Genomic DNA, 23,283 nt, shown 5'->3' on the forward strand with positions numbered 1-23,283 from the left:
CAAACTTATGTCAGTGAGTGCTTTTAACCGACGCTGGGCGGCGGTGATCCTTGAAGCTTTAACGCGCCACGGCGTGCGACATATTTGTATCGCACCGGGGTCCCGTTCCACGCCGCTGACGCTGGCGGCGGCAGAAAATTCGTCCTTTATCCATCACACGCACTTTGATGAACGCGGTTTGGGGCATCTTGCGCTCGGTCTGGCAAAAGCAAGCGGCACTCCGGTCGCGGTGATTGTCACCTCCGGTACCGCTGTGGCGAATTTATACCCGGCGCTGATCGAAGCCAGCCTCACCGGGGAAAAATTGATTTTTCTCACCGCTGACAGGCCGCCTGAACTTATTGATTGCGGGGCCAACCAGGCAATACGCCAGCCGGGGATCTTTGCATCGCACCCGGCGCAATCACTGGCGCTGCCGCGTCCATCACAGGACATCCCCGCCCGCTGGTTGCTCTCTGCTATCGATCATCTAATGGCGTCCGCGCAGACGGGGCCAGTGCACATCAACTGCCCGTTTGCCGAACCGCTATACGGTGAAATGGATGATACGGGGCTTGCCTGGCAGCAGGCGCCCGGCGACTGGTGGCAGGACGACAAACCCTGGCTGCGTGAAGATTTGCATAGCGGCAGCGCGAAACAACGCGACTGGTTTTTCTGGCGGCAGAAACGCGGCGTGGTTGTGGCGGGTCGAATGAGCGCGTCGGAAGGCAAGCTGGTTGCCGCATGGGCGAAAATGCTCGGTTGGCCGCTTATTGGCGATGTCCTCTCACAAACCGGGCAGCCGCTGCCGTGCGCCGACCTGTGGCTGGGCAATGCTCGCGCGGTGAGTGAACTGCAAACGGCACAAATTGTTGTTCAACTGGGTAGCAGTCTGACCGGTAAGCGGTTGCTCCAGTGGCAGGCGACCTGCGAGCCGCAGGAGTACTGGCTGGTAGATTCCGTTGCCGGGCGGCTTGATCCTTCACATCACCGTGGCCGCCGTCTGGTTTCCGGTGTTGCCGAGTGGCTGGAACTGCACCCGGCGGAATCACGCGCGCCCTGGTGTACTGACATTCCACAATTATCCGCTCAGGCGTGGCAGGCGGTTGCCAGCCAACGCGAAACCTTTGGCGAAGCGCAACTGGCGCATCGACTGGCGAAGTATCTGCCGGATCAAGGGCAACTGTTCCTCGGCAATAGCCTGGTGGTCCGCCTGGTGGATGCGCTGGGGCAGTTACCTGTCGGTTACCCGGTTTACAGCAACCGTGGTGCGAGCGGTATCGATGGCCTGATTTCTACTGCCGCAGGTGTACAGCGCGGCACGGCGCGGCCTACGCTTGCAATCGTCGGTGACCTGTCTGCCTTGTACGATCTGAATGCACTGGCATTACTGCGCCAGGCTTCTGCCCCGCTGGTGCTGATTGTGGTCAATAACAACGGCGGGCAGATCTTCTCGCTGTTGCCGACGCCGCAAAGCGAGCGCGAACAGTTTTATTTAATGCCGCAGCATGTCCATTTTGAGCATGCGGCGGCGATGTTTGGCCTGAAATATCATCATCCCCAAAACTGGGATGAGCTTGAACAAGCGCTGGCGGGAGCATGGAGTAAAGCGGGGGCAACGCTGATTGAGCTGGTGGTGAAAGACACTGACGGCGCGCATACGCTGCAACAGTTGCTCGCGCAGGTAAGTCAGTTGTGATCCTGCATGCGCGGGCTATGCCGGGAGAGCCGCAAAAGCCGTGGCTAATTTTTCTGCACGGTTTTTCGGGTGACAGCCGCGAATGGTTGCCCGTCGGCGAACGCTTTACGGCCTGTTCACGCCTCTATATTGACCTGCCGGGCCACGGAGGTTCGGCGGAGAGTATGGTTACATCCTTCGAGCAGCTTAACGATGCGCTGTGCGACACGCTTTGTAGTTACAACATACTAAGTTACTGGTTGATAGGGTACTCGCTGGGCGGACGGGTGGCGATGCACTTTGCCTGCTCTCAGCCGAAGGGGCTATTGGGTGTGATAGTTGAAGGAGGGCACCCTGGCCTGACGGATGCGACTGCACGGCAGGAGCGCCTGATATCAGATAGACAATGGGCGCAGCGATTTCGTGCGCAACCGCTTGTCGGCGTTTTTAACGACTGGTATCAACAGCAGGTGTTTGCGTCGTTGAGTGACGAGCAACGGCAACGTCTGGTGGCGTTACGCAGCCAGAACAACGGCCCGGCGCTGGCCGCTATGCTGGAGGCGACTTCGCTCGCTGTACAACCGGATTTACGCGCTGCGCTGCGTAACGCGCCTTTTCCATTTCATTATTTATGTGGTGAGTTTGACAGTAAATTTCGCACGCTGGCGGCTGATGTCAGCGCGAACTGTCATGTCATTGTTGGCGCCGGGCATAACGCGCATCGGGAACGCCCCGATAGTGTGGCTAACTGTCTGGCGCAAATTCTGCGTCTCGATATAAAGGGCATATTATGATCTATCCCGATGAAACCATGCTGTACGCACCGATTGAATGGCAAGACTGCTCTGAAGGCTATACCGATATTCGGTATCACAAATCGGTGGATGGTATTGCCAAAATTACCATCAACCGCCCTCAGGTGCGCAACGCATTTCGTCCTTTGACCGTCAAAGAGATGATTCAGGCGCTGGCTGATGCGCGCTATGACGATAACATCGGCGTGATCATTCTGACCGGTGAAGGCGAAAAGGCGTTCTGTTCGGGTGGCGATCAGAAAGTCCGTGGCGATTACGGTGGATACCAGGATGACTCCGGCGTGCACCATCTGAACGTACTGGACTTCCAGCGCCAGATCCGTACCTGCCCGAAACCGGTGGTTGCGGCCGTTGCGGGTTACTCCATTGGCGGCGGTCACGTGCTGCACATGATGTGCGATCTCACGATCGCGGCGGAAAACGCTATCTTCGGCCAGACCGGCCCGAAAGTGGGCTCCTTTGATGGCGGCTGGGGGGCATCCTATATGGCGCGTATCGTTGGTCAGAAAAAAGCGCGCGAAATCTGGTTCCTGTGCCGTCAGTACAATGCAAAAGAAGCGCTGGATATGGGGTTGGTAAACACGGTGGTGCCGATTGCTGAGCTTGAGAGAGAGACCGTACGCTGGTGCCGTGAAATGTTGCAGAACAGCCCGATGGCGCTGCGTTGCCTGAAAGCGGCACTCAACGCCGACTGTGATGGTCAGGCAGGTCTGCAGGAGCTGGCGGGTAACGCCACTATGCTGTTCTACATGACCGAAGAAGGTCAGGAAGGCCGCAACGCGTTTAACGAAAAACGCCAGCCGGACTTCAGCAAATTTAAACGGAATCCGTAATGCGCAGCGCGCAGGTTTACCGCTGGCAGATACCGATGGATGCGGGCGTCGTGCTGCGTGATCGGCGGCTGAAAACCCGTGACGGGCTGTTTATTCATTTGCGGGATGACGCGCAGGAAGGCTGGGGCGAGATTTCGCCTTTGCCGGGATTTAGCGTGGAGTCTCTTGAGGAAGCGACAGCCGCCGTCTGTGCCTGGGCGCAAGGGTGGCGAGCGGGGGATTGCGGCGTGTTGCCGGGGTTGCCGTCGGTTGACTTTGGTATCAGTTGTGCGCTGGCGGAACTGCGCGGCACGTTGCCAGCGGCGGCGGACTACCGTGCCGCGACGCTGTGCACGGGTGACCCGGATGAACTTTTTGCCGCACTGGCTGTTATGCCGGGCGAAAAAGTGGCGAAAATGAAAGTGGGCCTGTATGAAGCGGTGCGCGATGGTATGGTGGCTAACTTGCTGCTGGAGGCGATGCCTGACTTGCGCCTGCGTCTGGACGCTAACCGCGCCTGGACGCCGCTCAAAGCGCAGCAATTCGCAAAATATGTGGATCCGCAATACCGCGATCGCATTGCTTTTCTGGAAGAGCCCTGTAAAACCCGTGATGATTCGCGCGCCTTTGCCCGTGAAACGGGCATAGCGATAGCCTGGGATGAAAGTTTGCGCGATGCCGATTTTACCTTTGAGCGTGAAGAGGGCGTGCGTGCGGTGGTGATTAAGCCCACCTTAACCGGAAGCCTTGAGAAGGTTCAGGGGCAGGTGAAAGCAGCCACACAACTGGGTATGACAGCGGTTATCAGTTCATCAATCGAGTCCAGCCTTGGTCTGACTCAACTGGCGCGTATTGCCGCATGGCTCACCCCTGACACCATCCCGGGTCTCGATACGTTAAACCTGATGCAGGCTCAGCTTGTGCGCCGCTGGCCGGATAGCCCATTACCCTGCCATAGCGTTGAGATGCTGGAACCACTGCTATGACGTTCAATACCTGGCCCTGGCATGACTGGCGTGAAGTGCGTAGCGATGAGCCCGCAATTCGCTTGCAGGATGAGACTTTAAGCTGGCGCGACCTGTGTGTGCGCGTTGATGCGCTGGCCGCCGGTTTTGCCCGCCAGGGGGTGAGCGAGGGCGATGGTGTGATGCTACGTGGGCGAAACCAACCTCAGGTATTGTTAGCGTGGCTGGCGTTACTGCAATGTGGCGCGCGTGTATTGCCGGTCAATCCCCAATTACCCTCGCTGTTGCTGGAGGCATTGCTGCCAACCCTGACGCTGCGTTTTGCGGTTAATCTGGCTGATAGCAATACCTTTGTCGGCCTGACGTCTCTTGAACTGCGATCTGTTGACCAATCTTATGCTATTGACTGGCAGCCACAACGGCTGGCGTCGATGACCCTGACTTCGGGTTCAACAGGTTTACCTAAGGCGGCGGTGCACACCTGCGCGGCACACCTCGCCAGCGCACAAGGGGTACTGGCGATGATTCCTTTCGCGCCAGAAGATGACTGGTTGTTGTCGCTGCCGCTCTATCACGTTTCAGGGCAGGGAATTCTGTGGCGCTGGTTACTGGCAGGCGCGCGCTTAACCGTCTCTGAGAACGGTCTGGCAGAGGCTTTGCAGGGGTGTACTCATGCGTCGCTGGTGCCAACGCAACTGTGGCGCTTGCTGAATGATGCGGTGGAGGTCTCTCTTAAAGCCGTTTTGCTGGGCGGCGCGGCGATCCCTGTCGAACTAACCGAACATGCGCGTGAGCGCGGGATTCGTACCTGGTGTGGCTATGGCCTGACGGAGTTCGCTTCAACGGTATGCGGGAAAGAGGCTGATGAGCAGTCTGATGTCGGTTGCCTACTGCCGGGAAGAGCGTTGCGTATCGTTGACGATGAAGTGTGGCTGCGGGCGGAAAGTATGGCCTCAGGTTACTGGCGAGACGGGGAATTATTGCCGTTGCTCAATGACGAGGGCTGGTTTCCCACCCGTGATAAAGGCGTTCTGCACGATGGCCGTCTGACGATTCTGGGACGACTGGATAATCTGTTTTTCAGCGGCGGCGAGGGTATCCAGCCGGAGGAGGTAGAGCGTGTTATCGTGGCACATCCTCAGGTTCAACAGGTTTTTATTGTTCCCCGCGAAGACCGAGAATTTGGCCACCGACCTGTGGCGGTGGTGGAGTGTGATGACGCCGTTGAGCTCTCGCAGTTCACCACCTGGGTACAGGACAAGCTTGCGCGCTTCCAGCAGCCCGTTGCGTGGTTGCGCTTGCCGGCGCATCTTTCGTCCGGCGGCATTAAAATATCACGCCGTGCGCTACAGTCATGGGTCGCTGAACGGTAGATTTTTTGCGTAGCGTTTTCCAGTTTGCAAGCCGGAAATGCCCACCGGCGGAGGGAGGATGTTAGTGTCCTGACATCTCTACTCAGGCAAGGAATGCCATGAAGAACACCGCTGCACCTACCGCGCATGATGCGCTTTTCAAACAGTTTCTTACCCATAAAGAGACGGCGCGCGATTTTCTGACCCTCCATTTGCCCGCGTCGCTACGCCAGCTTTGCGATCTCGCGACGCTGAAACTGGAGTCCGGCAGCTTTGTTGACGAGGCACTGCGCGCAACCCATTCCGATGTGCTCTACTCGGTCAAAACCCGGCAGGGTGAGGGCTATATTTATGTACTCATTGAGCACCAAAGTTCACCCGACAGGTTTATGGCTTTTCGCTTGATGCGTTATGCCGTAGCGGCAATGCAGCGGCATCTCGATGCGGGAAACACGGTCTTGCCCCTGGTGATTCCAATGCTTTTTTATCATGGGCGCGTTAGCCCTTATCCCTTTTCGTTATGCTGGCTGGATATGTTCAGCCAGCCACAATATGCCCATGAACTGTACACAACGCCATTTCCGTTGGTGGATATTACCGTTGTGCCTGATGAGCAGATCATGACGCACCGACGTGTTGCCTTACTCGAATTATTACAAAAGCATATTCGTCTGCGGGATATGACCCTTTTGCTGGACAAACTGGTCACGACTTTGTCGCTGGGATACACTACCCGACAGCAGTTGTGCGCTGCAATGCACTATCTACTGAGCAGAGGCAACACGCCAGCGCCAGGCGCTTTTCTTCGCCGACTGGCGCACCGTTCGCCACAACATAAGGAGACGTTGATGACTATTGCTGAACAACTGGAAGAACTCGGCAGGCGTAAGGGCTTTCGTCAGGGGCGCCATGAAGGACGTCACGAAGGACAAAAAGCCGAGGCCCTTCGCATCGCCTGTGAAATGTTACGCAGTGGGATGGACAAAGCTGTCGTGCAGCGTTTCACTGGTCTGAGTGAAGCTGAACTGGCGCAGCTCAAACATTAAGACTGCGCCGCTCTTTTCTCAAAGTAGCCCTTTCAGGCTCAGCGTGCGGCGGGTGGCGACATTCAGATCGTATTTTGTCAGATCCGCCGGGCTAACCCAGGCGTAATCCTGAAATTCCTCATTGATCTCCACTTCACGGTTCGCGCTGATGCAGTCAAAAATCAGGTAGATCATGTAGATCTCTTCTTTGCTGCCATCGGCGTAGGTTTTTATGCGCACATCGTCGCTAAAGGTCCATGGCGTTATCTGCTGCAACACCAGTTTCTCACCAAGCTCTTCGCGAATTTCGCGGCGCAACGCGTCTTCAATACGCTCACCTGGTTCGACTCCCCCACCACTGAGTGCCCATTGACCGGGAAAAACACCGCGATCATCCGCCATTTTGCATAGCAAATAATCACCTTCATTTTGAATCAGCGGGCATACAATTGTCCTTTGACGCATGATTTAGTCCTTATCCTTATGACGGGTATAGGGTTTATACCACCAACCTTACGGGGATGCAGTAAGCTGCCAAAAAAGAGCAACTTGTCCTGTGCAGGCGCATTTAATGAAAACGGGCGCGTAAAAATCGTGGATTGATGTAAAAAATCATTTTTAGTTCAGTATTCTTAAAAAAAATGATCGTACAATCAGCCGCTTTGGAACATTGGACTATTGTTGCGCGGATAAGAGAAATGAAAAAGAGTATATATTTGGGTTTTGCCAGCCTTCTGCTGGCGTCTGCCGGGGCAAATGCTGTGAGCTTGAGCGGCCAGGTGGGTGAGCACTACACCAACCTCGGTGTGGGTATGGGAACGGAAACCAGTGGCCTGGCGTTGAGCGGCAACTGGGCGCATAACGATGATGATGGCGATATCGCCGGTCTGGGCCTGGGTTACAACATTCCGCTGGGGCCGTTTATGGGGACGGTTGGCGGTAAAGGCGTTTACCTTAACCCGAATGCCGGGAGCGAAGGGTATGCGCTGGCCGTTGGTGGTGGTCTGGCATGGCAGGTTAGCGACAGCTTCCGTCTCTTTGGCGAATATTATTACTCCCCGGACTCCCTCTCCAGCGGGGTTAACGACTACCGTGAAGCGAATGCCGGTGCGCGTCTGACCATTATTCGTCCGCTCAGTATCGAAGCCGGTTACCGTTATGTCGAGCTGACCGGTAAAGAAGGCAACCGCGATAATGCGGTGGCGGATGGCCCGTATGTCGGCGTCAACGCCAGCTTCTGATCCTTCGGCGCGGCGTCCGTCCGCGCCAGTTTCTTACCTCTTTTCTTCCCTTCATGCGGTATAGTGTTTCAACCTCTATTGCTGGAGAAAATAATGTTAAACGTAGAGATGCTGTCAACCGGCGATGAAGTCTTGCACGGGCAAATCGTGGACACCAATGCCGCCTGGCTGGCAGATTTTTTCTTTAATCAGGGGCTACCGCTTACCCGACGTAATACCGTTGGCGATAACCTCGACGACCTGGTGGCCATTCTGCGTGAGCGCAGCCAACAGGCGGATATTCTTATTGTTAATGGTGGCCTGGGCCCAACCAGCGATGACCTCAGTGCGCTGGCGGCGGCAACGGCGAAGGGCGAAGCGCTGGTATTGCATGAAGAGTGGTTGACGCAGATGGAGCGCTTTTTTTCCGAGCGCGGACGCGTCATGGCGCCCAGCAACCGCAAGCAGGCGGAAATTCCTGCCAGTGCGGAGCTGGTGGATAACCCGGTCGGTACCGCCTGTGGTTTTGCCGTACAGCTTAATCGCTGCCTGATGTTCTTTACGCCCGGAGTGCCCTCGGAGTTTAAAGTGATGGTGGAACATGAAATTCTGCCGCGCATTCGCGCACGCTTTACGCTTCCTGAGCCGCCTGTTTGCCTGCGCCTGACAACCTTTGGCCGTTCTGAAAGCGATCTGGCGCAAAACCTGTCGCATTTGACGCTACCTGAGGGTGTAGTGATGGGCTATCGCTCCTCAATGCCCATTATTGAATTGAAACTTACCGGTCCTGCTGAGCATCGCGAGGCGATGGAGGCGTTATGGCCGGAAGTGAAGCGGGTGGCTGGTGAGAGCCTCATTTTCGAAGGCACCGTCGGTTTGCCGGCGCTGCTTGCCGGGCGGTTGCGTGAACGTCAACTTAGCCTGACGCTGAGTGAACAGTTCACCGGCGGCCTGGTGGCGTTGCAACTTTCGCGTGCGGGTGCGCCGCTGCTGGTCAGCGAAGTTATCCCTTCGCAGGATGAAGCGTTAGTGCAAACTGCACGTTGGGCTGCGGGGCTGCGCGATCGCCATCTGGCCGGGCTGGCGCTGACCGTCACGGGACTCGAAGATGAGCATCTGAACTTCGCGCTGGCGACGCCGGAAGGTACATATGCCTTACGCGTCAAGTTTAATACGAACCGACACAGCCTGACGGTACGTCAGGAAGTCTGTGCCATGATGGCGCTGAATATTCTGCGTCGTTGGCTCAATGGCAAGGACGTTGCCAGCGACCATGGCTGGATCAATGTCGTCGAATCCTTATTTGTTGAGTAATCCCTTTACGCCGGAAGAAATTATCCTTCCGGCGCTTTTCCAGTCCAGCCTGTTGTACTCCACCTGAAAAAATCTGCGTAATACTTCACATTTTCTAGTCATGAAACGTCCAGCATGCTGGATCGCCATAGCTTTATGATCGTTCTCACAAAATCGGTTCCCCTAAGCCGCAACACTGATTCCAATATTCAGGACTGGAGTCCAATATGTTGGAATCAAGCAAAGTACCGGCACTCAGTCGGGCAATTGAAATCCTTAATCTCATCGCTCGTATTGGGCCTTGCAGCGCTGCGGTAATCATCGAAGAGACAGGCATTCCCAAAAGCACCGCCTATTTAATTTTAGCGGAATTAAAGAAAGCGCGGTTATTGCGTATTGATAGCAATGACAACTACTGCTTATGGACAAAGCTCGTTGAACTTGCCGGGCATGCTTTGGGAAGAATGGATCTGCGCGAGATTGCCCGTCCCCGGCTGACCGAACTTATGGATGAGACCGGTCTGCTCTGCCATCTCGGCATTATTGATGACGCCAATGCCTATTACATTCTCAAAATAGAATCCTCCTCCACCATCAGCGTGCGCTCGCACGAGGGCAAAAGTCTTTCCCTTTATCGCTCCGGCATAGGGAAGTGTCTGCTGGCCTGGCAGCCGCCCGCGACGCGCGATGAAATCATCCGTCATTTGCACTGGGAAAAAGCGACGTCGTCGACTATCGCCAATGCCCAACAATTACACGATGAGCTGGTGCTGATTCGTTCCAGGGGGTGGAGCTATGACAATGGTGAAGATTACCCCGATGTCCGATGTGTCGCTGCCCCCGTCTTTGATGCCCGCAATGCGCTAACGGCAGCCATTTCGGTCGTGGGAACCCGACTGCAAATTAATGAGGAAAACCGGGATTACCTCGCAGGTAAGGCGATTACTTGCGCAAAAGATATTTCCCGGCTTTTAGGGTGGAAAAGCCCTTTCGACAAGCAAGCATCATAAAAAGGAGAACATCATGACCTTACCGAAAATTAAACATGTCCGAGCCTGGTTCATTGGCGGCGCTACCGCAGAGAAAGGGGCAGGCGGCGGTGATTATCACGATCAGGGCGCTCATCACTGGATAGATGACCATATCGCCACCCCAATGAGCAAATACAAGGCCTATGAACAATCCCGGCAGTCTTTCGGTATTAACGTGCTGGGAACCTTAATTGTTGAAGTGGAAGCTGAAAATGGCCAGACGGGCTTTGCTGTTTCCACGGCAGGCGAGATGGGCTGCTTTATCGTTGAAAAGCATTTAAACCGCTTTATCGAGGGTAAATGCGTCAGTGATATCAAACTTATTCATGATCAAATGCTTAATTCCACCTTGTATTACGCAGGGTCTGGCGGGCTGGTTATGAATACGATTTCCTGTGTCGATCTGGCCTTGTGGGATCTGTTTGGCAAGGTTGTCGGGTTACCCGTTTATAAATTGCTCGGTGGGGCGGTGCGTGACGAAATCCAGTTTTATGCGACCGGCGCGCGCCCAGACCTGGCTAAAGAGATGGGGTTTATTGGCGGCAAAATGCCGACACACTGGGGCCCGCATGATGGTGATGCGGGTATTCGCAAAGATGCGGCAATGGTTGCTGAATATCGCGAGAAATGCGGTGAAGATTTCTGGCTGATGCTGGATTGCTGGATGAGCCAGGATGTTAATTATGCCACCAAATTGGCCCATGCCTGTGCCCCGTATAATCTGAAATGGATCGAGGAGTGTCTGCCACCGCAGCAATATGAGGGCTATCGCGAACTTAAACGTAATGCTCCTGCTGGCATGATGGTCACCAGCGGTGAGCATCACGGTACGCTGCAATCATTCCGTACGTTATCGGAAACCGGGATTGATATCATGCAGCCCGATGTCGGCTGGTGCGGCGGCTTAACGACGCTGGTGGAAATCGCCGCGATCGCAAAAGCACGCGGGCAGCTTGTCGTGCCACATGGTTCTTCGGTTTATTCCCATCACGCGGTTATTACCTTCACTAATACGCCATTTAGTGAGTTTTTAATGACCAGCCCCGACTGCTCTACGCTGCGTCCGCAATTTGATCCCATCCTGGTGGATGAACCGGTGCCTGTAAATGGTCGCATTCATAAGAATGTGCTCGATAAACCGGGCTTCGGTGTTGAGCTTAATCGCAACTGTAATTTAAAGCGCCCGTATAACCATTAATTCCTCCGCGTCGCGCCGCCATGACGCGGCGCAGCCCTACATGAGGTCATTACGATGAATACCAGCTTATTGGATAGCGTGGTAAAGAAAAACCGCGCCCGTTTAATCCCCTTTATGTTGATGTTATACGTCCTGGCATTTCTTGATCGTTCGAATATTGGTTTTGCAAAAGAGACGTATCAGATAGACACCGGCCTTAGCAACGAAGCCTATGCGTTGGGGGCGGGGATCTTTTTTGTGGTGTACGCCTTCCTCGGCGTGCCGGCTAATCTGTTGATGCGTAAGTTTGGCGCACGCTACTGGATTGGAGGGACGACCCTGTTATGGGGGGTTCTCTCCGCAGCAATGGCCTGGGCTGATACCGAAGCCAAATTTTTGCTTGTCCGCACGCTTCTTGGGGCGGCGGAAGCTGGCTTCTTCCCTGGCATGATTTACCTGACCTCTCAATGGTTCCCACAGCGCACTCGCGCCAGCATTATGGGGCTTTTTTACATGGGGGCGCCATTAGCTTTGACGCTGGGTTCACCGCTGTCCGGCGCTTTACTTGAGATGCATGGTTTTATGGGGCATCCGGGATGGTTCTGGATGTTCTTGATTGAAGGCTTGCTGGCTGTCTCCGCGGGTATCTTTACCTTCTTCTGGCTGGACGATACGCCAGCGCAGGCACGGTTCCTCACGCCGCAAGAGAAGGGCGTTCTTGAGGCCCAGCTTGCCAGCGAAGAGGAGAGTAAAGTGACGTCACGTCTGACCGATGCGCTGCGTAATGGGCGGGTATGGCAACTGGCTATCATTTATCTGACTATCCAGGTCGCGGTATATGGATTGATTTTTTTCCTGCCGACGCAAGTGGCCGCATTGCTGGGGACAAAAGTGGGGTTCACCGCCTCTGTCGTCACCGCTATCCCCTGGATTGCCGCCCTGTTTGGTACCTGGCTTATTCCTCGTTATTCCGATAAGACCGGTGAAAGACGCAACATTGCTGCACTGACGCTGTTAGCGGCGGGCATTGGTATTGGCGTATCTGGCCTGGTTTCTCCCGTGCTGGCCATTGTTGCCTTATGCGTCGCGGCGGTGGGATTTATTGCCGTACAACCGGTTTTCTGGACCATGCCAACGCAGCTTCTGTCCGGAACGGCGCTGGCGGCGGGTATTGGCTTTGTGAATTTGTTTGGCGCGGTCGGCGGATTTCTGGCCCCGATCATTCGTGTCAAAGCCGAAACCCTGTTTGCCAGCGGCGCTGCCGGGCTTCTCACCCTTGCTGGCGTGGCGATTGCCGGTGCGCTGATCATTTTAACACTGAATGTAAGACAGGCTGTCTCTCACTCGAACAGCGTTCATTCATGACAAAAAGGAAGTGAAATGACAATGGATCCGATTTTATCCAACCCGTTTAAAGCGGGTCTGCTAAAAGGCGAAACGCAGATTGGCCTGTGGTTAAGTTCCACTACGTCGTATATGGCTGAGATTGCAGCGACCTCCGGGTATGACTGGTTATTGATTGATGGCGAACATGCGCCGAATACTATTCAGGATCTCTATCACCAGTTGCAGGCCATTGCGCCTTACACCAGCCAGGCCGTCATTCGGCCCGTTGAGGGGAGTCGTGTTCTTATCAAACAGGTGCTCGATATTGGTGCCCGTACATTATTAATTCCCATGGTGGAGAGCGCAGAGCAGGCGCAGGATGTGGTGGCGGCCACGCGTTACCCGCCACAGGGTGTTCGCGGCGTGGGGGCGAGTGTCGCGCGCGCCGCCCGCTGGGGGCGAGTCGAAAATTATATGGCCCGCGCGAATGAAGAGTTGTGCTTGTTGATTCAGGTTGAAAGCAAAGCGGCGCTGGATAACCTTGATGCCATTTTGCATGTTGATGGTATTGATGGGGTCTTTATCGGTCCTGCCGACCTCTCCGCATCGTTGGGCTATCCTGACAACAGTGGTCATCCGGACGTGCAACGCGCCATTGAACAGGCCATTAAGCAGATACGTGATGCCGGGAAAGCGGCGGGTTTTCTGGCGGTCGATCCGCTCATGGCAAAAAAAGTGCTGGAGTGGGGGGCTAACTTCGTGGCGGTCGGTGTGGACACCATGTTGTATACCAATGCGTTAGATGAACGGCTGGCGATATTTAAAGGGGCCAGACCTTCGGCATCAGCAACGAAGGGCAGTTATTAATTATTCGCCCGCCGGGAGGGTTACGGCGGGCGAACCTTTTAGCGCAGCGCCTGCGCCAGTAGTGTAATAGGATGTTCGCAGCGAAGGCTTGTGGACATTTCCACCTGCCACTTACAGGTTTCACAATCTGTGATCACCAAATCCGCACCGCTCTCCTCAATCTGGCGGAACAGTGGTTCGCCAATCGCCTGCGCTGTGGCGTAGTTTTCGCGCTTAAAGCCGTAGGTCCCCGCTATCCCGCAACAACGTGAATCCAGTACGGTAAGTTCCAGCCCGGGAATACGTCGCAGCAAATCCAGGGTATAGTGCGTCCAGCCCATTTTCTCCATATGGCACGGTGTGTGATAAACCACTTTCAACGGTAACTCTTTGAGTTTGAGCGTATTGCCTTCTTCCAGCTTGCGCCAGATCCAACGCGTAGCCAGGTCGATGTGCGGACGTAAATGGTGGTTATCGACGTCCAGCAGATGCGGATATTCATCTCGCAAAGTGAAGGTACAGGTTGATGAGGTGGCAATCACCGGAATACCGTCTCCTGTGATGCTCTGCTGCAACGCCCGAATATTAAATTCCGCCTGCTTTTTCGCTTTCGCAAAATAGCCATTGGCAATCAGCGGCACCCCGCAACATTTTTCCTGACGCAGGAGCTGCACACCGATTCCCATCGCGTTCAGCACTTGCAAGAGATCTTTGCCCAGTTGCGGATGGTTGTAATTCACATAGCAGCCATGGAAAAACGCCACCTGCTGATCAAACGCCTTTTGCTTGTCAGCCACGGAGCGGTACCAGCGGCGGAAAGTGCCATGGGAATATTTTGGCAGCGTCCGGTGATGATCGATTTTCAGCGCCTTATCGAGCAACTGGCGAACGGGTTTGAGCGACGTGGCGGTATTAACCAGCGGCGCGAATGGGGTGGATAACGACCCCATCAAATCCGTATGGCTCAGAATGGCATTACGCAGTGAAGGTGGATTGACGGCATATTGCGAACGCGCGCGCTGAATAATATCGCCAATCTTTACGCCAGACGGACAGGCGGTTTCACAGCGTTTACAGTTGGTGCAGTATTTCAGCGCCTCGTCAAACAACGCCGGGTCTTTTAGACGTAAACGCTCCCCATCCGGCCCCGCCTGTTTCGGGCCAGGGTAAGCAGGATTCACCGCACTGACCGGGCAAACCGTGGTGCACACGGTGCATTTGATACAGCTTTCAAACTGAGTTGTGGTCATTTTACCTCCCCCCGGCGCAAATTTGTTCTGCGGCATACAGCGCGGTAACCGCGCAAACGCCACCCCCACACCCTTGAGCAACCGCATCAAAGCCACCCAAAACGGAGCCCACCACATACAGGTTATCCAGCGTCGTGCCCTGGCGCTTAGCGCGTAGCGTTTCGTCAGTGATCACGCCAAACTGCTGCCATGGCTGGGTATCAAAGACGTTGTCGCGATACCAGCTTTCCCGTCCGGGGCTTTGTAACACGTCGAGGTCAAAAATGGTTTCCCGTACGCGATCGCGTTCGGCAATCAAACCGTTACTGAAAAAACTGCCGCTGGCGAGCACCACATGGCGTGGACGTAGCGCAATATCCTCATGCTTGCGCGTCCACAGTTGTATCACGCGCTCACTTTCCACATCGGCACGGATCACCTCATCACCGGGCATCCATGTCCCACAGCTTTGGATAAAACGCTGTTGCAGGCGTGATTGCATGCGGGTGCCGGGAACCGATGGCGGCAGAGTAGGCAGCAACCGTAGCGGACAGGAGAGTTGTTGGTTAAATCGTGTAAAGACGGCGCTATCCTGCAGGCCGAAACAGGCCGGGAAGTAAAGCTCGTCGTACTGACGGCTTAACGGCAGCAAGGCGCGGTACAGCTCGTCAAAATTCTGTGCAACATCCAGTACACGGGCGATATTGACGGCGCGAAATTCACTCGGGTTATCCCGCACGCGGTCCAGCACCGGCAGCGTTATCTCTTCTGCGGTGGCATTTATGCCACGTTTTTTCAGTGACGCGGCAGCGAGTTGCGGCTGAAAATCGAGAAACCCACAAATACCGACGACCCCAATGGCAATATCTTTTGTCGGCTGGAGAGGAATTTCATTGGGGCTTAACCAGGCCTGACGGAAGGTACCCAGTGGGGTGACGCGCATATGCGGCGTATCGGCCTCACCTTTTAGCGCCAGGCCGCAGTCTGCCAGCATGGTCTGGGTCATTTTTGCATAGTGGCGTACCCTTTCAGCGCCCAGTAAGGCATAAGGATGTTCGCTTTGCATACGCTGTAACGCGTCTACCCCGGCGATGAGGTCGGTGACCGGTTGCCCATCCGGCAGACGGGAAAGTAAGTCCAGCGAGCCGGAAGAGAAATTGAGTGCGCTCTGACCGCGGCTGACAATGGCACAGCGTTGACCGTTTTCGCTCAGCCGAATGCCGCAGAGTAACCCGGCGAGGCCGCCGCCGATAATAACCGTATCAAATTTCATCAGTTGGCTCCTTTTCCAGCCCGCACAGTCCTTGATAGACCCAACGTGTAAATTCACTTTCGCGTAGCGCATCCCCCCAGGCGACAGGTTTTATGCCCTTCCAGCGCTCATTCAAAAATGCGCAAAGCTGGTTAATAGATTCTGTTTCACTGGTCACCCGCATGCTGTGCAGTAAGCCGGCTGCGCGACAGGCGCACAGCTCACCCTGACATGTGCCCATGCCCACGCGGGTACGGCGGCGCAGATCCAGCAGAGAGTTAACATTCAAGTTTTCAACGGCATACTGGACTTCCCCGGCGGTGACGGCTTCGCATTCGCACACCAGGCTACGACTGTGGCGATCGCTGCCCAGCGAGGCTGGTGTGCGATCGCCATGGCGATAAATAGCCGAACCGCGTAGCGGCACCGGCAGTGAGATAATTTTTTTCAGCGCCTGTTCGGTAGGCTGCTGTGAACCGGGCAACGGCGTTGTCGCTGTGGTACAAGGGGTGCTAAGACCGAGCTTGCGGCAGACGGCATCTGTGGCCCACTCCGCCATCAGACGGTAGGTCATTAGCTTGCCGCCGGTAATGGTGATAAAGCCTTCCATCCCGTCACGTTGAGCGTGATCGAGCAGCACAATGCCGCGGCTTACGTTACGTCCTGTCGGGTCATCATCGCTGGCAACCAAAGGACGTACGCCTGCATAGGCGCGCAGGATACGGGTCTGCGCCATCACTGGCGCCAGCTTTTCCCCTTCACGCAGCAGAATATCGACCTCTTCGGGCGTCACCCGGATGTTGTCAATATCCTTATAGTCAATATGCGTCGAGGTGGTGCCAATCAGGGAAATGGTATCGCCGGGTACGAGGATGTCGGCATCTGCCGGTTTACGACAACGGTTTATCACATGCTGATTGATACGGTGGTCGAGTATCAGCAGGGCTCCTTTGGCCGGGAACATGCGAATCCGTAAATCCGCATACTCCGCGATGCGCTGGCCCCAAATCCCGGCGGCATTGACCACGACAGGAGCATGCAGAGGATAAATTTCATGGGTTTGCGGGTTCATCAGTTGTACACCAGTGACCCTGTCGCCCTGGCGTATTAATCCGCAGACTTCGTGGCCTGTCAGGATAGTGGCGCCATGTTCACGCGCATCCAGCATATTGCTGGCCGTCAGGCGAAAAGGATCCACCGTGCCATCGGGTACGCGGACGGCACCAGTCAGTGCCGGATTTACGCTGGGCTCCGTGCGCCGCGCTTCTTCTGGCGTAATGGCCTGCGCGTTAATCCCTGCGCGCTGGCAGGCGTCAATAAAGACAGGCTGATAAGCCAGATCGTCTTCCGGCAGGGTGATAAATAAACCGTCTGTAGGCTCAATACAGTGGCGAGCGATACGCTTGAGGATGTGGTTTTCTGCAATACATTCCCGGGCGGATTCGTTATCGGTCACTGCGTAACGCGCACCGCTGTGCAATAAACCGTGATTGCGGCCGGTGGCACCTGTGGCAATGTCATGGCGTTCAAGCAGTACCACGCGCAGTCCGCGCAATGCACAGTCGCGGGCGATGCCTGCTCCGGTCGCGCCACCGCCGATGATGATGACATCGTAATCGTTTGAGTTACCCATTTTTTGTCTTCCGAGCGGGATTCCATAGAAACATTTAGCCACACTGTTGCTATGGATTGTTTGATATCGCGCATATTCGAGCAAAAAACGAAAATAACCAGAGTGGTTTTATGTCTGAAAGTGGAGCTTTGTCATAAATATGTAACATAAGGTGCGACAAATCGCCTTTTGTCGTTAGAATTTGCCGGGTAAAACCGTTACAAACGAAATCATGGTTTCGTTTTCACTCATAGTAGTCACATATAATGATAAAACCCTGCCACGGAGGCATATATGTTGAGTATTTTCCGGCCAGAATCCCACCGAGAAAGACTTCCTGAAGATCGTATCGACCCGGTTTATCGTCGTCTGCGCTGGCAGATCTTCCTGGGTATTTTCTTCGGCTATGCGGCCTATTATCTGGTGCGCAAAAATTTTGCGTTGGCCATGCCTTACCTTGTGGAGCAGGGCTTTTCCCGCGGTGATTTAGGGTTTGCGCTGTCGGGGATCTCCATTGCCTATGGTTTCTCAAAGTTCATTATGGGGTCGGTCTCGGATCGTTCGAATCCGCGCGTTTTTCTGCCCGCCGGGTTGATTCTGGCCGCGGCAGTCATGTTGTTCATGGGATTTGTCCCGTGGGCGACATCGAGCATTGCCATTATGTTTGTGCTGCTGTTCCTGTGTGGTTGGTTCCAGGGAATGGGGTGGCCGCCGTGCGGACGTACCATGGTGCACTGGTGGTCGCAAAAAGAGCGTGGCAGGATAGTGTCTGTATGGAACTGTGCGCACAACGTCGGCGGCGGTATTCCCCCGTTGCTGTTCCTGTTGGGTATGGCCTGGTTTAACGACTGGCACGCGGCGCTGTATATGCCTGCGTTTGGGGCAATCATTGTGGCGATCTTCGCGTTCGCTATGATGCGCGATACTCCTCAGTCCTGCGGCTTGCCGCCGATTGAAGAGTATAAAAACGACTACCCGGACGATTACAGCGAAAAGGCAGAAGAGGAACTGACGGCGAAGCAAATCTTTATGCAGTACGTCTTCCCGAACCGTCTGCTCTGGTACATCGCCATCGCCAACGTCTTCGTTTATCTGCTGCGCTACGGCATTCTGGACTGGTCACCCACCTACCTGAAAGAAGTGAAACATTTCGCGCTGGATAAATCTTCCTGGGCCTATTTCTTTTATGAATATGCCGGGATCCCAGGGACGCTGATTTGCGGCTGGATGTCGGACAAAGTCTTCAAAGGTAACCGTGGTGCAACAGGCGTCTTCTTTATGACGCTGGTCACTATTGCCACGATCATCTACTGGTTAAACCCGGCGGGCAATCCGACGATAGATATGGTCTGTATGATTGTCATTGGCTTCCTGATCTACGGCCCGGTGATGCTCATTGGTCTGCACGCTCTTGAACTGGCTCCGAAAAAAGCCGCCGGTACGGCAGCGGGCTTCACCGGTTTATTCGGCTACCTTGGCGGGTCGGTGGCGGCCAGTGCGATTGTGGGTTACACCGTCGATTTCTTTGGCTGGGACGGTGGTTTTATGGTGATGATTGGCGGCAGCATTCTGGCTGTGCTTTTGCTGATTGTGGTGATGATTGGCGAACGCAAACATCATGCACAAGTGGCGGCTAAGCGCCGGTAAGGCAATAAAAAGGGCCGCGCGCGGCCCTTTTACATTTCAATCTCAATATCCCCTTTTGCTTTGCAGCAGCAGGGTAATATTTCGTCAGGCTGGATAAAGGCCAGCGGCTCGGTCAGCCAGTCGACCTGGCCTGTGACCAGGCGACAGCGACAGGAACCGCAATAACCTTCGCGGCACTGGTATTCCACCGGCACGCGGTGTGATTCCAGTGCCACCAGCAAAGACGGATGTTCTTCCTGGCACAACACCTGTGTGCCCGTCAGACGTAAGGTTACACGCGTCATCAGAGCTGGAAGTTACTCAGGTCGTCGGTATCGACTTCGGCGTCGATCTGGCCAACCAGATAAGAGCTGACTTCTACTTCCTGCGGAGCCACCTGAACGTTGTCAGAGACCAGCCAGGTATTGATCCACGGAATCGGGTTCGAGCGGGTCTGGAACGGCAAGTCCAGGCCGACCGCCTGCATGCGGATATTGGTGATGTACTCAATATACTGCCACAGGATGTCTTTATTCAGACCGATCATGGAGCCGTCGCGGAACAGATACTCTGCCCACTCTTTCTCCTGCTGCGCCGCCTGGACGAACAGGTCATAGCACTCCTGTTTGCACTCTTCGGCAATCTCCGCCATTTCCGGGTCATCGCTACCTGAACGCAGCAGGTTCAGCATGTGCTGAGTCCCGGTCAGATGCAGCGCTTCATCGCGTGCAATCAGACGGATGATTTTGGCGTTGCCTTCCATCAGTTCGCGCTCCGCAAAGGCGAAAGAACAGGCAAAGCTGACGTAGAAGCGAATAGCTTCCAGTGCGTTAACGCTCATCAGACACAAATACAGTTTCTTTTTCAGCTCGCGCAGGTTCACGGTCACGGTTTTACCGTTAACGGTATGGGTACCTTCGCCAAGCAGATGCCAGTAGCTGGTTAGCTCAATCAGCTCATCGTAATAGGCCGAAATGCCCTCGGCACGTTTCTGGATCTGCTCGTTGGTGACGATATCGTCAAACACAATCGCCGGATCGTTCACGATATTACGGATGATGTGGGTGTAAGAGCGCGAATGGATCGTTTCTGAAAACGCCCAGGTTTCAACCCAGGTTTCCAGTTCCGGGATCGAAATCAGCGGCAACAGCGCCACGTTCGGGCTACGACCCTGAATAGAGTCCAGCAGCGTCTGGTATTTCAGGTTGCTGATGAAAATGTGTTTTTCGTGTTCCGGCAACGCCTGGTAGTCAATACGGTCGCGGGAAACGTCAACTTCTTCCGGACGCCAGAAGAAGGAGAGTTGCTTTTCAATCAGCTTTTCAAAGATGTCATATTTTTGCTGATCGTAGCGTGCCACGTTGACCGGCTGCCCGAAGAACATCGGCTCTTTGAGCTGGTCGTTTTTCGTCTGTGAAAAGGTGGTGTATGCCATGAGTGTGTCCTGTGAGAGATTTTGTAGATCGGGCAAACAAAATCGTAGGCCGGGTAAGCGTAGCGTTACCCGGCATTTACATTAGATCTTACATGCGCCGCTTTCGCAGCCATCATCCTGAATGGACGGCACCAGATCATCCTGCGCATCTTCCGCACCGTCGCGGGTGTTTTGATAGTACAGGGTCTTCACGCCAAATTTATAGGCAGTGAGCAAGTCTTTCAGCAATTGCTGCATCGGCACTTTTCCGGACGGGAAACGTGTCGGGTCATAGTTGGTATTTGCAGAGATCGACTGGTCGATAAATTTCTGCATGATGCCCACCAGTTGCAGATAGCCGTCGTTGTTCGGCATTTCCCACAGCAGCTCGTACTTATCTTTCAGCAACTCATAATCCGGCACCACCTGACGCAGGATACCGTCTTTCGACGCCTTGATGCTCACATGGCCGCGCGGTGGCTCAATGCCGTTGGTGGCATTGGAGATCTGCGATGAGGTTTCCGACGGCATCAGCGCAGACAGCGTGGAGTTACGCAGTCCGTAAGTTTTCACCGATTCACGCAGGGCGTCCCAGTCGTAGTGCAGCGGCTCGCTGGTGATACCGTCCAGGTCTTTCTTGTAGGTATCAATAGGCATAATGCCTTTGGAGTAGGTGGTTTCGTTAAACCACGGGCATGCGCCTTGCTCTTTCGCCAGTTCGTTAGATGCTTTCAGCAGGTAGTACTGGATTGCTTCGAACGTTTTGTGGGTCAGGTTGTTGGCGCTGCCGTCGGAGTAGCGTTTGCCGTTTTTCGCCAGCCAGTAGGCGAAGTTAATCACGCCAATACCCAGCGTACGGCGGCCCATTGCACCGCGTTTTGCCGCCGGAATCGGGTAGTCCTGGTAATCCAGCAGGGCATCCAGCGCACGCACGGCAAGCACCGCCAGCTCTTCCAGCTCATCCAGATTAGAAATCGCACCCAGGTTAAAGGCAGACAGCGTGCAGAGCGCGATTTCACCGTTTTCGTCGTTCACGTCTTCCAGCGGTTTGGTTGGCAGAGCGATTTCCAGGCACAGGTTAGACTGGCGCACTGGCGCAACCACCGGGTCAAACGGGCTGTGGGTATTGCAATGGTCAACGTTCTGGATATAGATACGGCCGGTAGAGGCACGTTCCTGCATCATCAGCGAGAACAGCTCAACGGCTTTCACACGCTGTTTGCGGATGCTGTCGTCTTTCTCATATTTGGTGTAAAGACGTTCGAATTCGTCCTGATCGGCGAAGAACGCGTCATACAGGCTCGGGACGTCAGACGGGCTGAACAGGGTGATCTCTTCCCCTTTCAGCAGGCGGGTGTACATCAGTTTGTTGATCTGTACGCCGTAGTCCATGTGACGTACACGGTTACCTTCAACGCCACGGTTGTTTTTCAGAACCAGCAGGCTTTCAACTTCCAGATGCCACATCGGATAGAACAGGGTCGCCGCACCACCGCGCACACCGCCCTGAGAGCAGGATTTTACCGCGGTCTGGAAGTGTTTGTAGAACGGGATACAGCCGGTGTGGAACGCTTCACCGCCGCGAATCGGGCTACCCAGCGCACGAATACGACCCGCGTTGATGCCGATACCAGCACGCTGGGAAACGTATTTCACAATTGCGCTGGAAGTGGCGTTGATAGAGTCCAGGCTGTCGCCGCACTCGATCAGCACGCAAGAGCTGAACTGACGGGTCGGAGTACGTACGCCGGACATAATCGGCGTCGGCAGAGAAATTTTGAATGTAGAGACCGCATCATAGAAGCGCTTCACGTAGCTCAGACGCGTCTCGCGTGGGTACCCTGAGAACAGGCAGGCAGCCACCAGGATATAGAGGAACTGCGCGCTCTCGTAGATTTCGCCGGTTACACGGTTCTGAACCAGGTATTTGCCTTCAAGCTGCTTAACGGCCGCGTAGGAGAAATTCATATCGCGCCAGTGGTCGATAAACTCGTCCATCTGCTTGAACTCTTCTTCCGTGTAGTCTTCCAGCAGATGCGTGTCGTATTTGCCAAGTTCAACCATTTTTACCACATGGTCGTACAGCGCTGGCGGCTCGAACTGACCGTAGGCTTTTTTACGCAGGTGGAAAATGGCCAGGCGCGCGGCGAGGTACTGGTAGTCTGGCGCTTCACGGGAGATCAGGTCCGCAGCGGCTTTGATAATAGTCTCATGAATGTCGGACGTTTTGATGCCGTCGTAGAACTGAATATGGGAACGCAGTTCCACCTGGGAGATGGATACATTACTCAGCCCCTCTGCCGCCCAATCCAGCACCCGATGAATTTTGTCGAGATTGATGCGCTCGGTGCTACCGTCGCGCTTTGTCACCAGCAGACTCTGATTCATGTGAAATTTACCTGTCCGTGAATAAAAAATATCCCCCAATTATCCACAGAACCACGTTGTGACTAAGTCTGTGGATAAATACTATATGTTGGGGGTATATGATAAGAGAAACGCTATATGGTGAGTATTCTAGTAAGGATTCTTTTGAGTACAAGAGTTGATTTTGACGTTAAATTGAGGTTGCAAAAGAGTGATAAAGGCTAAGTCCACGTCGCATAAGGCCTGGCGGGGATGTCAATATTT

20 protein-coding genes are annotated in these 23,283 nt (G+C 54.6%); 13 read left to right on the top strand and 7 right to left on the bottom strand.

The features are described 5' to 3' along the window. Positions 1 to 7: 7 nt before the first annotated feature. From menD to C5523_RS08350, 6 genes are all read left to right on the top strand, one after another. Positions 8 to 1,678, top strand: a complete 1,671-nt coding sequence (menD, locus tag C5523_RS08325) for a 2-succinyl-5-enolpyruvyl-6-hydroxy-3-cyclohexene-1-carboxylic-acid synthase (RefSeq protein ID WP_108700924.1) — start codon at positions 8 to 10, stop codon at positions 1,676 to 1,678. Further along, on the top strand, positions 1,675 to 2,451 hold the full coding sequence (gene menH, locus C5523_RS08330; RefSeq protein WP_108700925.1) for a 2-succinyl-6-hydroxy-2,4-cyclohexadiene-1-carboxylate synthase: 777 nt from the start codon (positions 1,675 to 1,677) through the stop codon (positions 2,449 to 2,451). The genes menD and menH overlap by 4 nt, the downstream gene beginning before the upstream one ends. Continuing rightward, positions 2,448 to 3,305, top strand: a complete 858-nt coding sequence (gene menB, locus C5523_RS08335; RefSeq protein ID WP_108700926.1) for a 1,4-dihydroxy-2-naphthoyl-CoA synthase — start codon at positions 2,448 to 2,450, stop codon at positions 3,303 to 3,305. Before menH ends, menB begins: the two co-directional genes overlap by 4 nt. Further along, positions 3,305 to 4,270, top strand: a complete 966-nt coding sequence (menC, locus tag C5523_RS08340) for an o-succinylbenzoate synthase (protein ID WP_039079906.1) — start codon at positions 3,305 to 3,307, stop codon at positions 4,268 to 4,270. The genes menB and menC overlap by 1 nt, the downstream gene beginning before the upstream one ends. Beyond that, positions 4,267 to 5,622 (top strand): o-succinylbenzoate--CoA ligase, encoded by a 1,356-nt coding sequence (gene menE / locus C5523_RS08345; protein WP_108700927.1) that lies wholly within the window; start codon positions 4,267 to 4,269, stop codon positions 5,620 to 5,622. The genes menC and menE overlap by 4 nt, the downstream gene beginning before the upstream one ends. Positions 5,623 to 5,720: 98 nt before the next feature. Continuing rightward, entirely contained in the window at positions 5,721 to 6,647 is a 927-nt protein-coding gene (locus C5523_RS08350; protein ID WP_108700928.1) for an Rpn family recombination-promoting nuclease/putative transposase, read from the top strand. Positions 6,648 to 6,665: 18 nt separating this feature from the next. Here the strand turns inward: C5523_RS08350 and nudI are convergent, their stop codons facing one another. Then, entirely contained in the window at positions 6,666 to 7,091 is a 426-nt protein-coding gene (nudI, locus tag C5523_RS08355) for a nucleoside triphosphatase NudI (protein ID WP_039079909.1), read from the bottom strand. Between the two features lie 233 nt (positions 7,092 to 7,324). On the opposite strand from nudI, the gene C5523_RS08360 reads away from it, so the two are divergent. The 6 genes from C5523_RS08360 (at position 7,325) to yfaU (ending at position 13,540) form a co-directional block, all read left to right on the top strand. Continuing rightward, positions 7,325 to 7,867, top strand: a complete 543-nt coding sequence (locus tag C5523_RS08360; RefSeq protein ID WP_039079910.1) for a YfaZ family outer membrane protein — start codon at positions 7,325 to 7,327, stop codon at positions 7,865 to 7,867. Positions 7,868 to 7,960: 93 nt separating this feature from the next. Then, positions 7,961 to 9,160 carry a nicotinamide mononucleotide deamidase-related protein YfaY gene (locus tag C5523_RS08365; RefSeq protein ID WP_108700929.1) on the top strand — a complete coding sequence of 400 codons (1,200 nt, stop codon included), beginning with the start codon at positions 7,961 to 7,963 and terminating at the stop codon, positions 9,158 to 9,160. A 206-nt stretch (positions 9,161 to 9,366) separates the two neighbouring features. Further along, positions 9,367 to 10,149, top strand: a complete 783-nt coding sequence (locus C5523_RS08370; RefSeq protein WP_039079912.1) for an IclR family transcriptional regulator — start codon at positions 9,367 to 9,369, stop codon at positions 10,147 to 10,149. A gap of 13 nt (positions 10,150 to 10,162) precedes the next feature. Further along, a complete protein-coding gene (gene rhmD / locus C5523_RS08375; RefSeq protein ID WP_108700930.1) occupies positions 10,163 to 11,368 on the top strand; it encodes an L-rhamnonate dehydratase in 1,206 nt (401 codons plus the stop codon). Between the two features lie 54 nt (positions 11,369 to 11,422). Continuing rightward, positions 11,423 to 12,712 (top strand): MFS transporter, encoded by a 1,290-nt coding sequence (locus C5523_RS08380; RefSeq protein WP_039079914.1) that lies wholly within the window; start codon positions 11,423 to 11,425, stop codon positions 12,710 to 12,712. 21 nt (positions 12,713 to 12,733) lie between these two features. After that, positions 12,734 to 13,540 (top strand): 2-keto-3-deoxy-L-rhamnonate aldolase, encoded by an 807-nt coding sequence (yfaU, locus tag C5523_RS08385; RefSeq protein ID WP_039079978.1) that lies wholly within the window; start codon positions 12,734 to 12,736, stop codon positions 13,538 to 13,540. Between the two features lie 38 nt (positions 13,541 to 13,578). On the opposite strand, the gene glpC is transcribed toward yfaU, so the two are convergent. From glpC to glpA, 3 genes are read right to left on the bottom strand one after another with little or no spacing between them, the layout of a single operon-like run. Continuing rightward, entirely contained in the window at positions 13,579 to 14,769 is a 1,191-nt protein-coding gene (gene glpC / locus C5523_RS08390; protein WP_071195756.1) for an anaerobic glycerol-3-phosphate dehydrogenase subunit GlpC, read from the bottom strand. Between the two features lies 1 nt (position 14,770). After that, on the bottom strand, positions 14,771 to 16,021 hold the full coding sequence (gene glpB, locus C5523_RS08395; RefSeq protein ID WP_108700931.1) for a glycerol-3-phosphate dehydrogenase subunit GlpB: 1,251 nt from the start codon (positions 16,019 to 16,021) through the stop codon (positions 14,771 to 14,773). Beyond that, on the bottom strand, positions 16,011 to 17,633 hold the full coding sequence (gene glpA, locus C5523_RS08400; protein ID WP_071195757.1) for an anaerobic glycerol-3-phosphate dehydrogenase subunit A: 1,623 nt from the start codon (positions 17,631 to 17,633) through the stop codon (positions 16,011 to 16,013). Before glpA ends, glpB begins: the two co-directional genes overlap by 11 nt. A gap of 273 nt (positions 17,634 to 17,906) precedes the next feature. On the opposite strand from glpA, the gene glpT reads away from it, so the two are divergent. Next, the gene (glpT, locus tag C5523_RS08405) at positions 17,907 to 19,259 is read left to right on the top strand and encodes a glycerol-3-phosphate transporter (protein ID WP_071195658.1); all 1,353 of its coding nucleotides are present in this window, start codon (positions 17,907 to 17,909) and stop codon (positions 19,257 to 19,259) included. Positions 19,260 to 19,288: 29 nt separating this feature from the next. Here the strand turns inward: glpT and yfaE are convergent, their stop codons facing one another. The 3 genes from yfaE to nrdA all read right to left on the bottom strand — a co-directional run bounded on the left by yfaE (position 19,289) and on the right by nrdA (position 23,040). Then, entirely contained in the window at positions 19,289 to 19,543 is a 255-nt protein-coding gene (gene yfaE, locus C5523_RS08410) for a class I ribonucleotide reductase maintenance protein YfaE (RefSeq protein ID WP_039079917.1), read from the bottom strand. After that, entirely contained in the window at positions 19,543 to 20,673 is a 1,131-nt protein-coding gene (gene nrdB / locus C5523_RS08415; protein WP_039079918.1) for a class Ia ribonucleoside-diphosphate reductase subunit beta, read from the bottom strand. Before nrdB ends, yfaE begins: the two co-directional genes overlap by 1 nt. A gap of 81 nt (positions 20,674 to 20,754) precedes the next feature. After that, complete coding sequence (gene nrdA / locus C5523_RS08420) at positions 20,755 to 23,040, bottom strand: class 1a ribonucleoside-diphosphate reductase subunit alpha (protein ID WP_108700932.1); 2,286 nt, start codon at positions 23,038 to 23,040, stop codon at positions 20,755 to 20,757. Positions 23,041 to 23,283 lie beyond the last annotated feature (243 nt).

The organism is Phytobacter sp. SCO41 (genome assembly GCF_003073275.1).
Taxonomy (GTDB): Bacteria; Pseudomonadota; Gammaproteobacteria; order Enterobacterales; family Enterobacteriaceae; genus Phytobacter; species Phytobacter diazotrophicus.

Bases quoted from the DNA above. Each gene is read 5' to 3' on its own strand.
- menD (WP_108700924.1), top strand. From the start codon at position 8: ATGTCAGTGAGTGCTTTTAACCGACGCTGGGCGGCGGTGATCCTTGAA.
- menB (WP_108700926.1), top strand. From the start codon at position 2,448: ATGATCTATCCCGATGAAACCATGCTGTACGCACCGATTGAATGGCAA.
- menC (WP_039079906.1), top strand. From the start codon at position 3,305: ATGCGCAGCGCGCAGGTTTACCGCTGGCAGATACCGATGGATGCGGGC.
- menE (WP_108700927.1), top strand. From the start codon at position 4,267: ATGACGTTCAATACCTGGCCCTGGCATGACTGGCGTGAAGTGCGTAGC.
- C5523_RS08350 (WP_108700928.1), top strand. From the start codon at position 5,721: ATGAAGAACACCGCTGCACCTACCGCGCATGATGCGCTTTTCAAACAG.
- nudI (WP_039079909.1), bottom strand. From the start codon at position 7,091: ATGCGTCAAAGGACAATTGTATGCCCGCTGATTCAAAATGAAGGTGAT.
- C5523_RS08360 (WP_039079910.1), top strand. From the start codon at position 7,325: ATGAAAAAGAGTATATATTTGGGTTTTGCCAGCCTTCTGCTGGCGTCT.
- C5523_RS08365 (WP_108700929.1), top strand. From the start codon at position 7,961: ATGTTAAACGTAGAGATGCTGTCAACCGGCGATGAAGTCTTGCACGGG.
- C5523_RS08370 (WP_039079912.1), top strand. From the start codon at position 9,367: ATGTTGGAATCAAGCAAAGTACCGGCACTCAGTCGGGCAATTGAAATC.
- rhmD (WP_108700930.1), top strand. From the start codon at position 10,163: ATGACCTTACCGAAAATTAAACATGTCCGAGCCTGGTTCATTGGCGGC.
- C5523_RS08380 (WP_039079914.1), top strand. From the start codon at position 11,423: ATGAATACCAGCTTATTGGATAGCGTGGTAAAGAAAAACCGCGCCCGT.
- yfaU (WP_039079978.1), top strand. From the start codon at position 12,734: ATGGATCCGATTTTATCCAACCCGTTTAAAGCGGGTCTGCTAAAAGGC.
- glpC (WP_071195756.1), bottom strand. From the start codon at position 14,769: ATGACCACAACTCAGTTTGAAAGCTGTATCAAATGCACCGTGTGCACC.
- glpB (WP_108700931.1), bottom strand. From the start codon at position 16,021: ATGAAATTTGATACGGTTATTATCGGCGGCGGCCTCGCCGGGTTACTC.
- glpA (WP_071195757.1), bottom strand. From the start codon at position 17,633: ATGGGTAACTCAAACGATTACGATGTCATCATCATCGGCGGTGGCGCG.
- glpT (WP_071195658.1), top strand. From the start codon at position 17,907: ATGTTGAGTATTTTCCGGCCAGAATCCCACCGAGAAAGACTTCCTGAA.
- yfaE (WP_039079917.1), bottom strand. From the start codon at position 19,543: ATGACGCGTGTAACCTTACGTCTGACGGGCACACAGGTGTTGTGCCAG.
- nrdB (WP_039079918.1), bottom strand. From the start codon at position 20,673: ATGGCATACACCACCTTTTCACAGACGAAAAACGACCAGCTCAAAGAG.
- nrdA (WP_108700932.1), bottom strand. From the start codon at position 23,040: ATGAATCAGAGTCTGCTGGTGACAAAGCGCGACGGTAGCACCGAGCGC.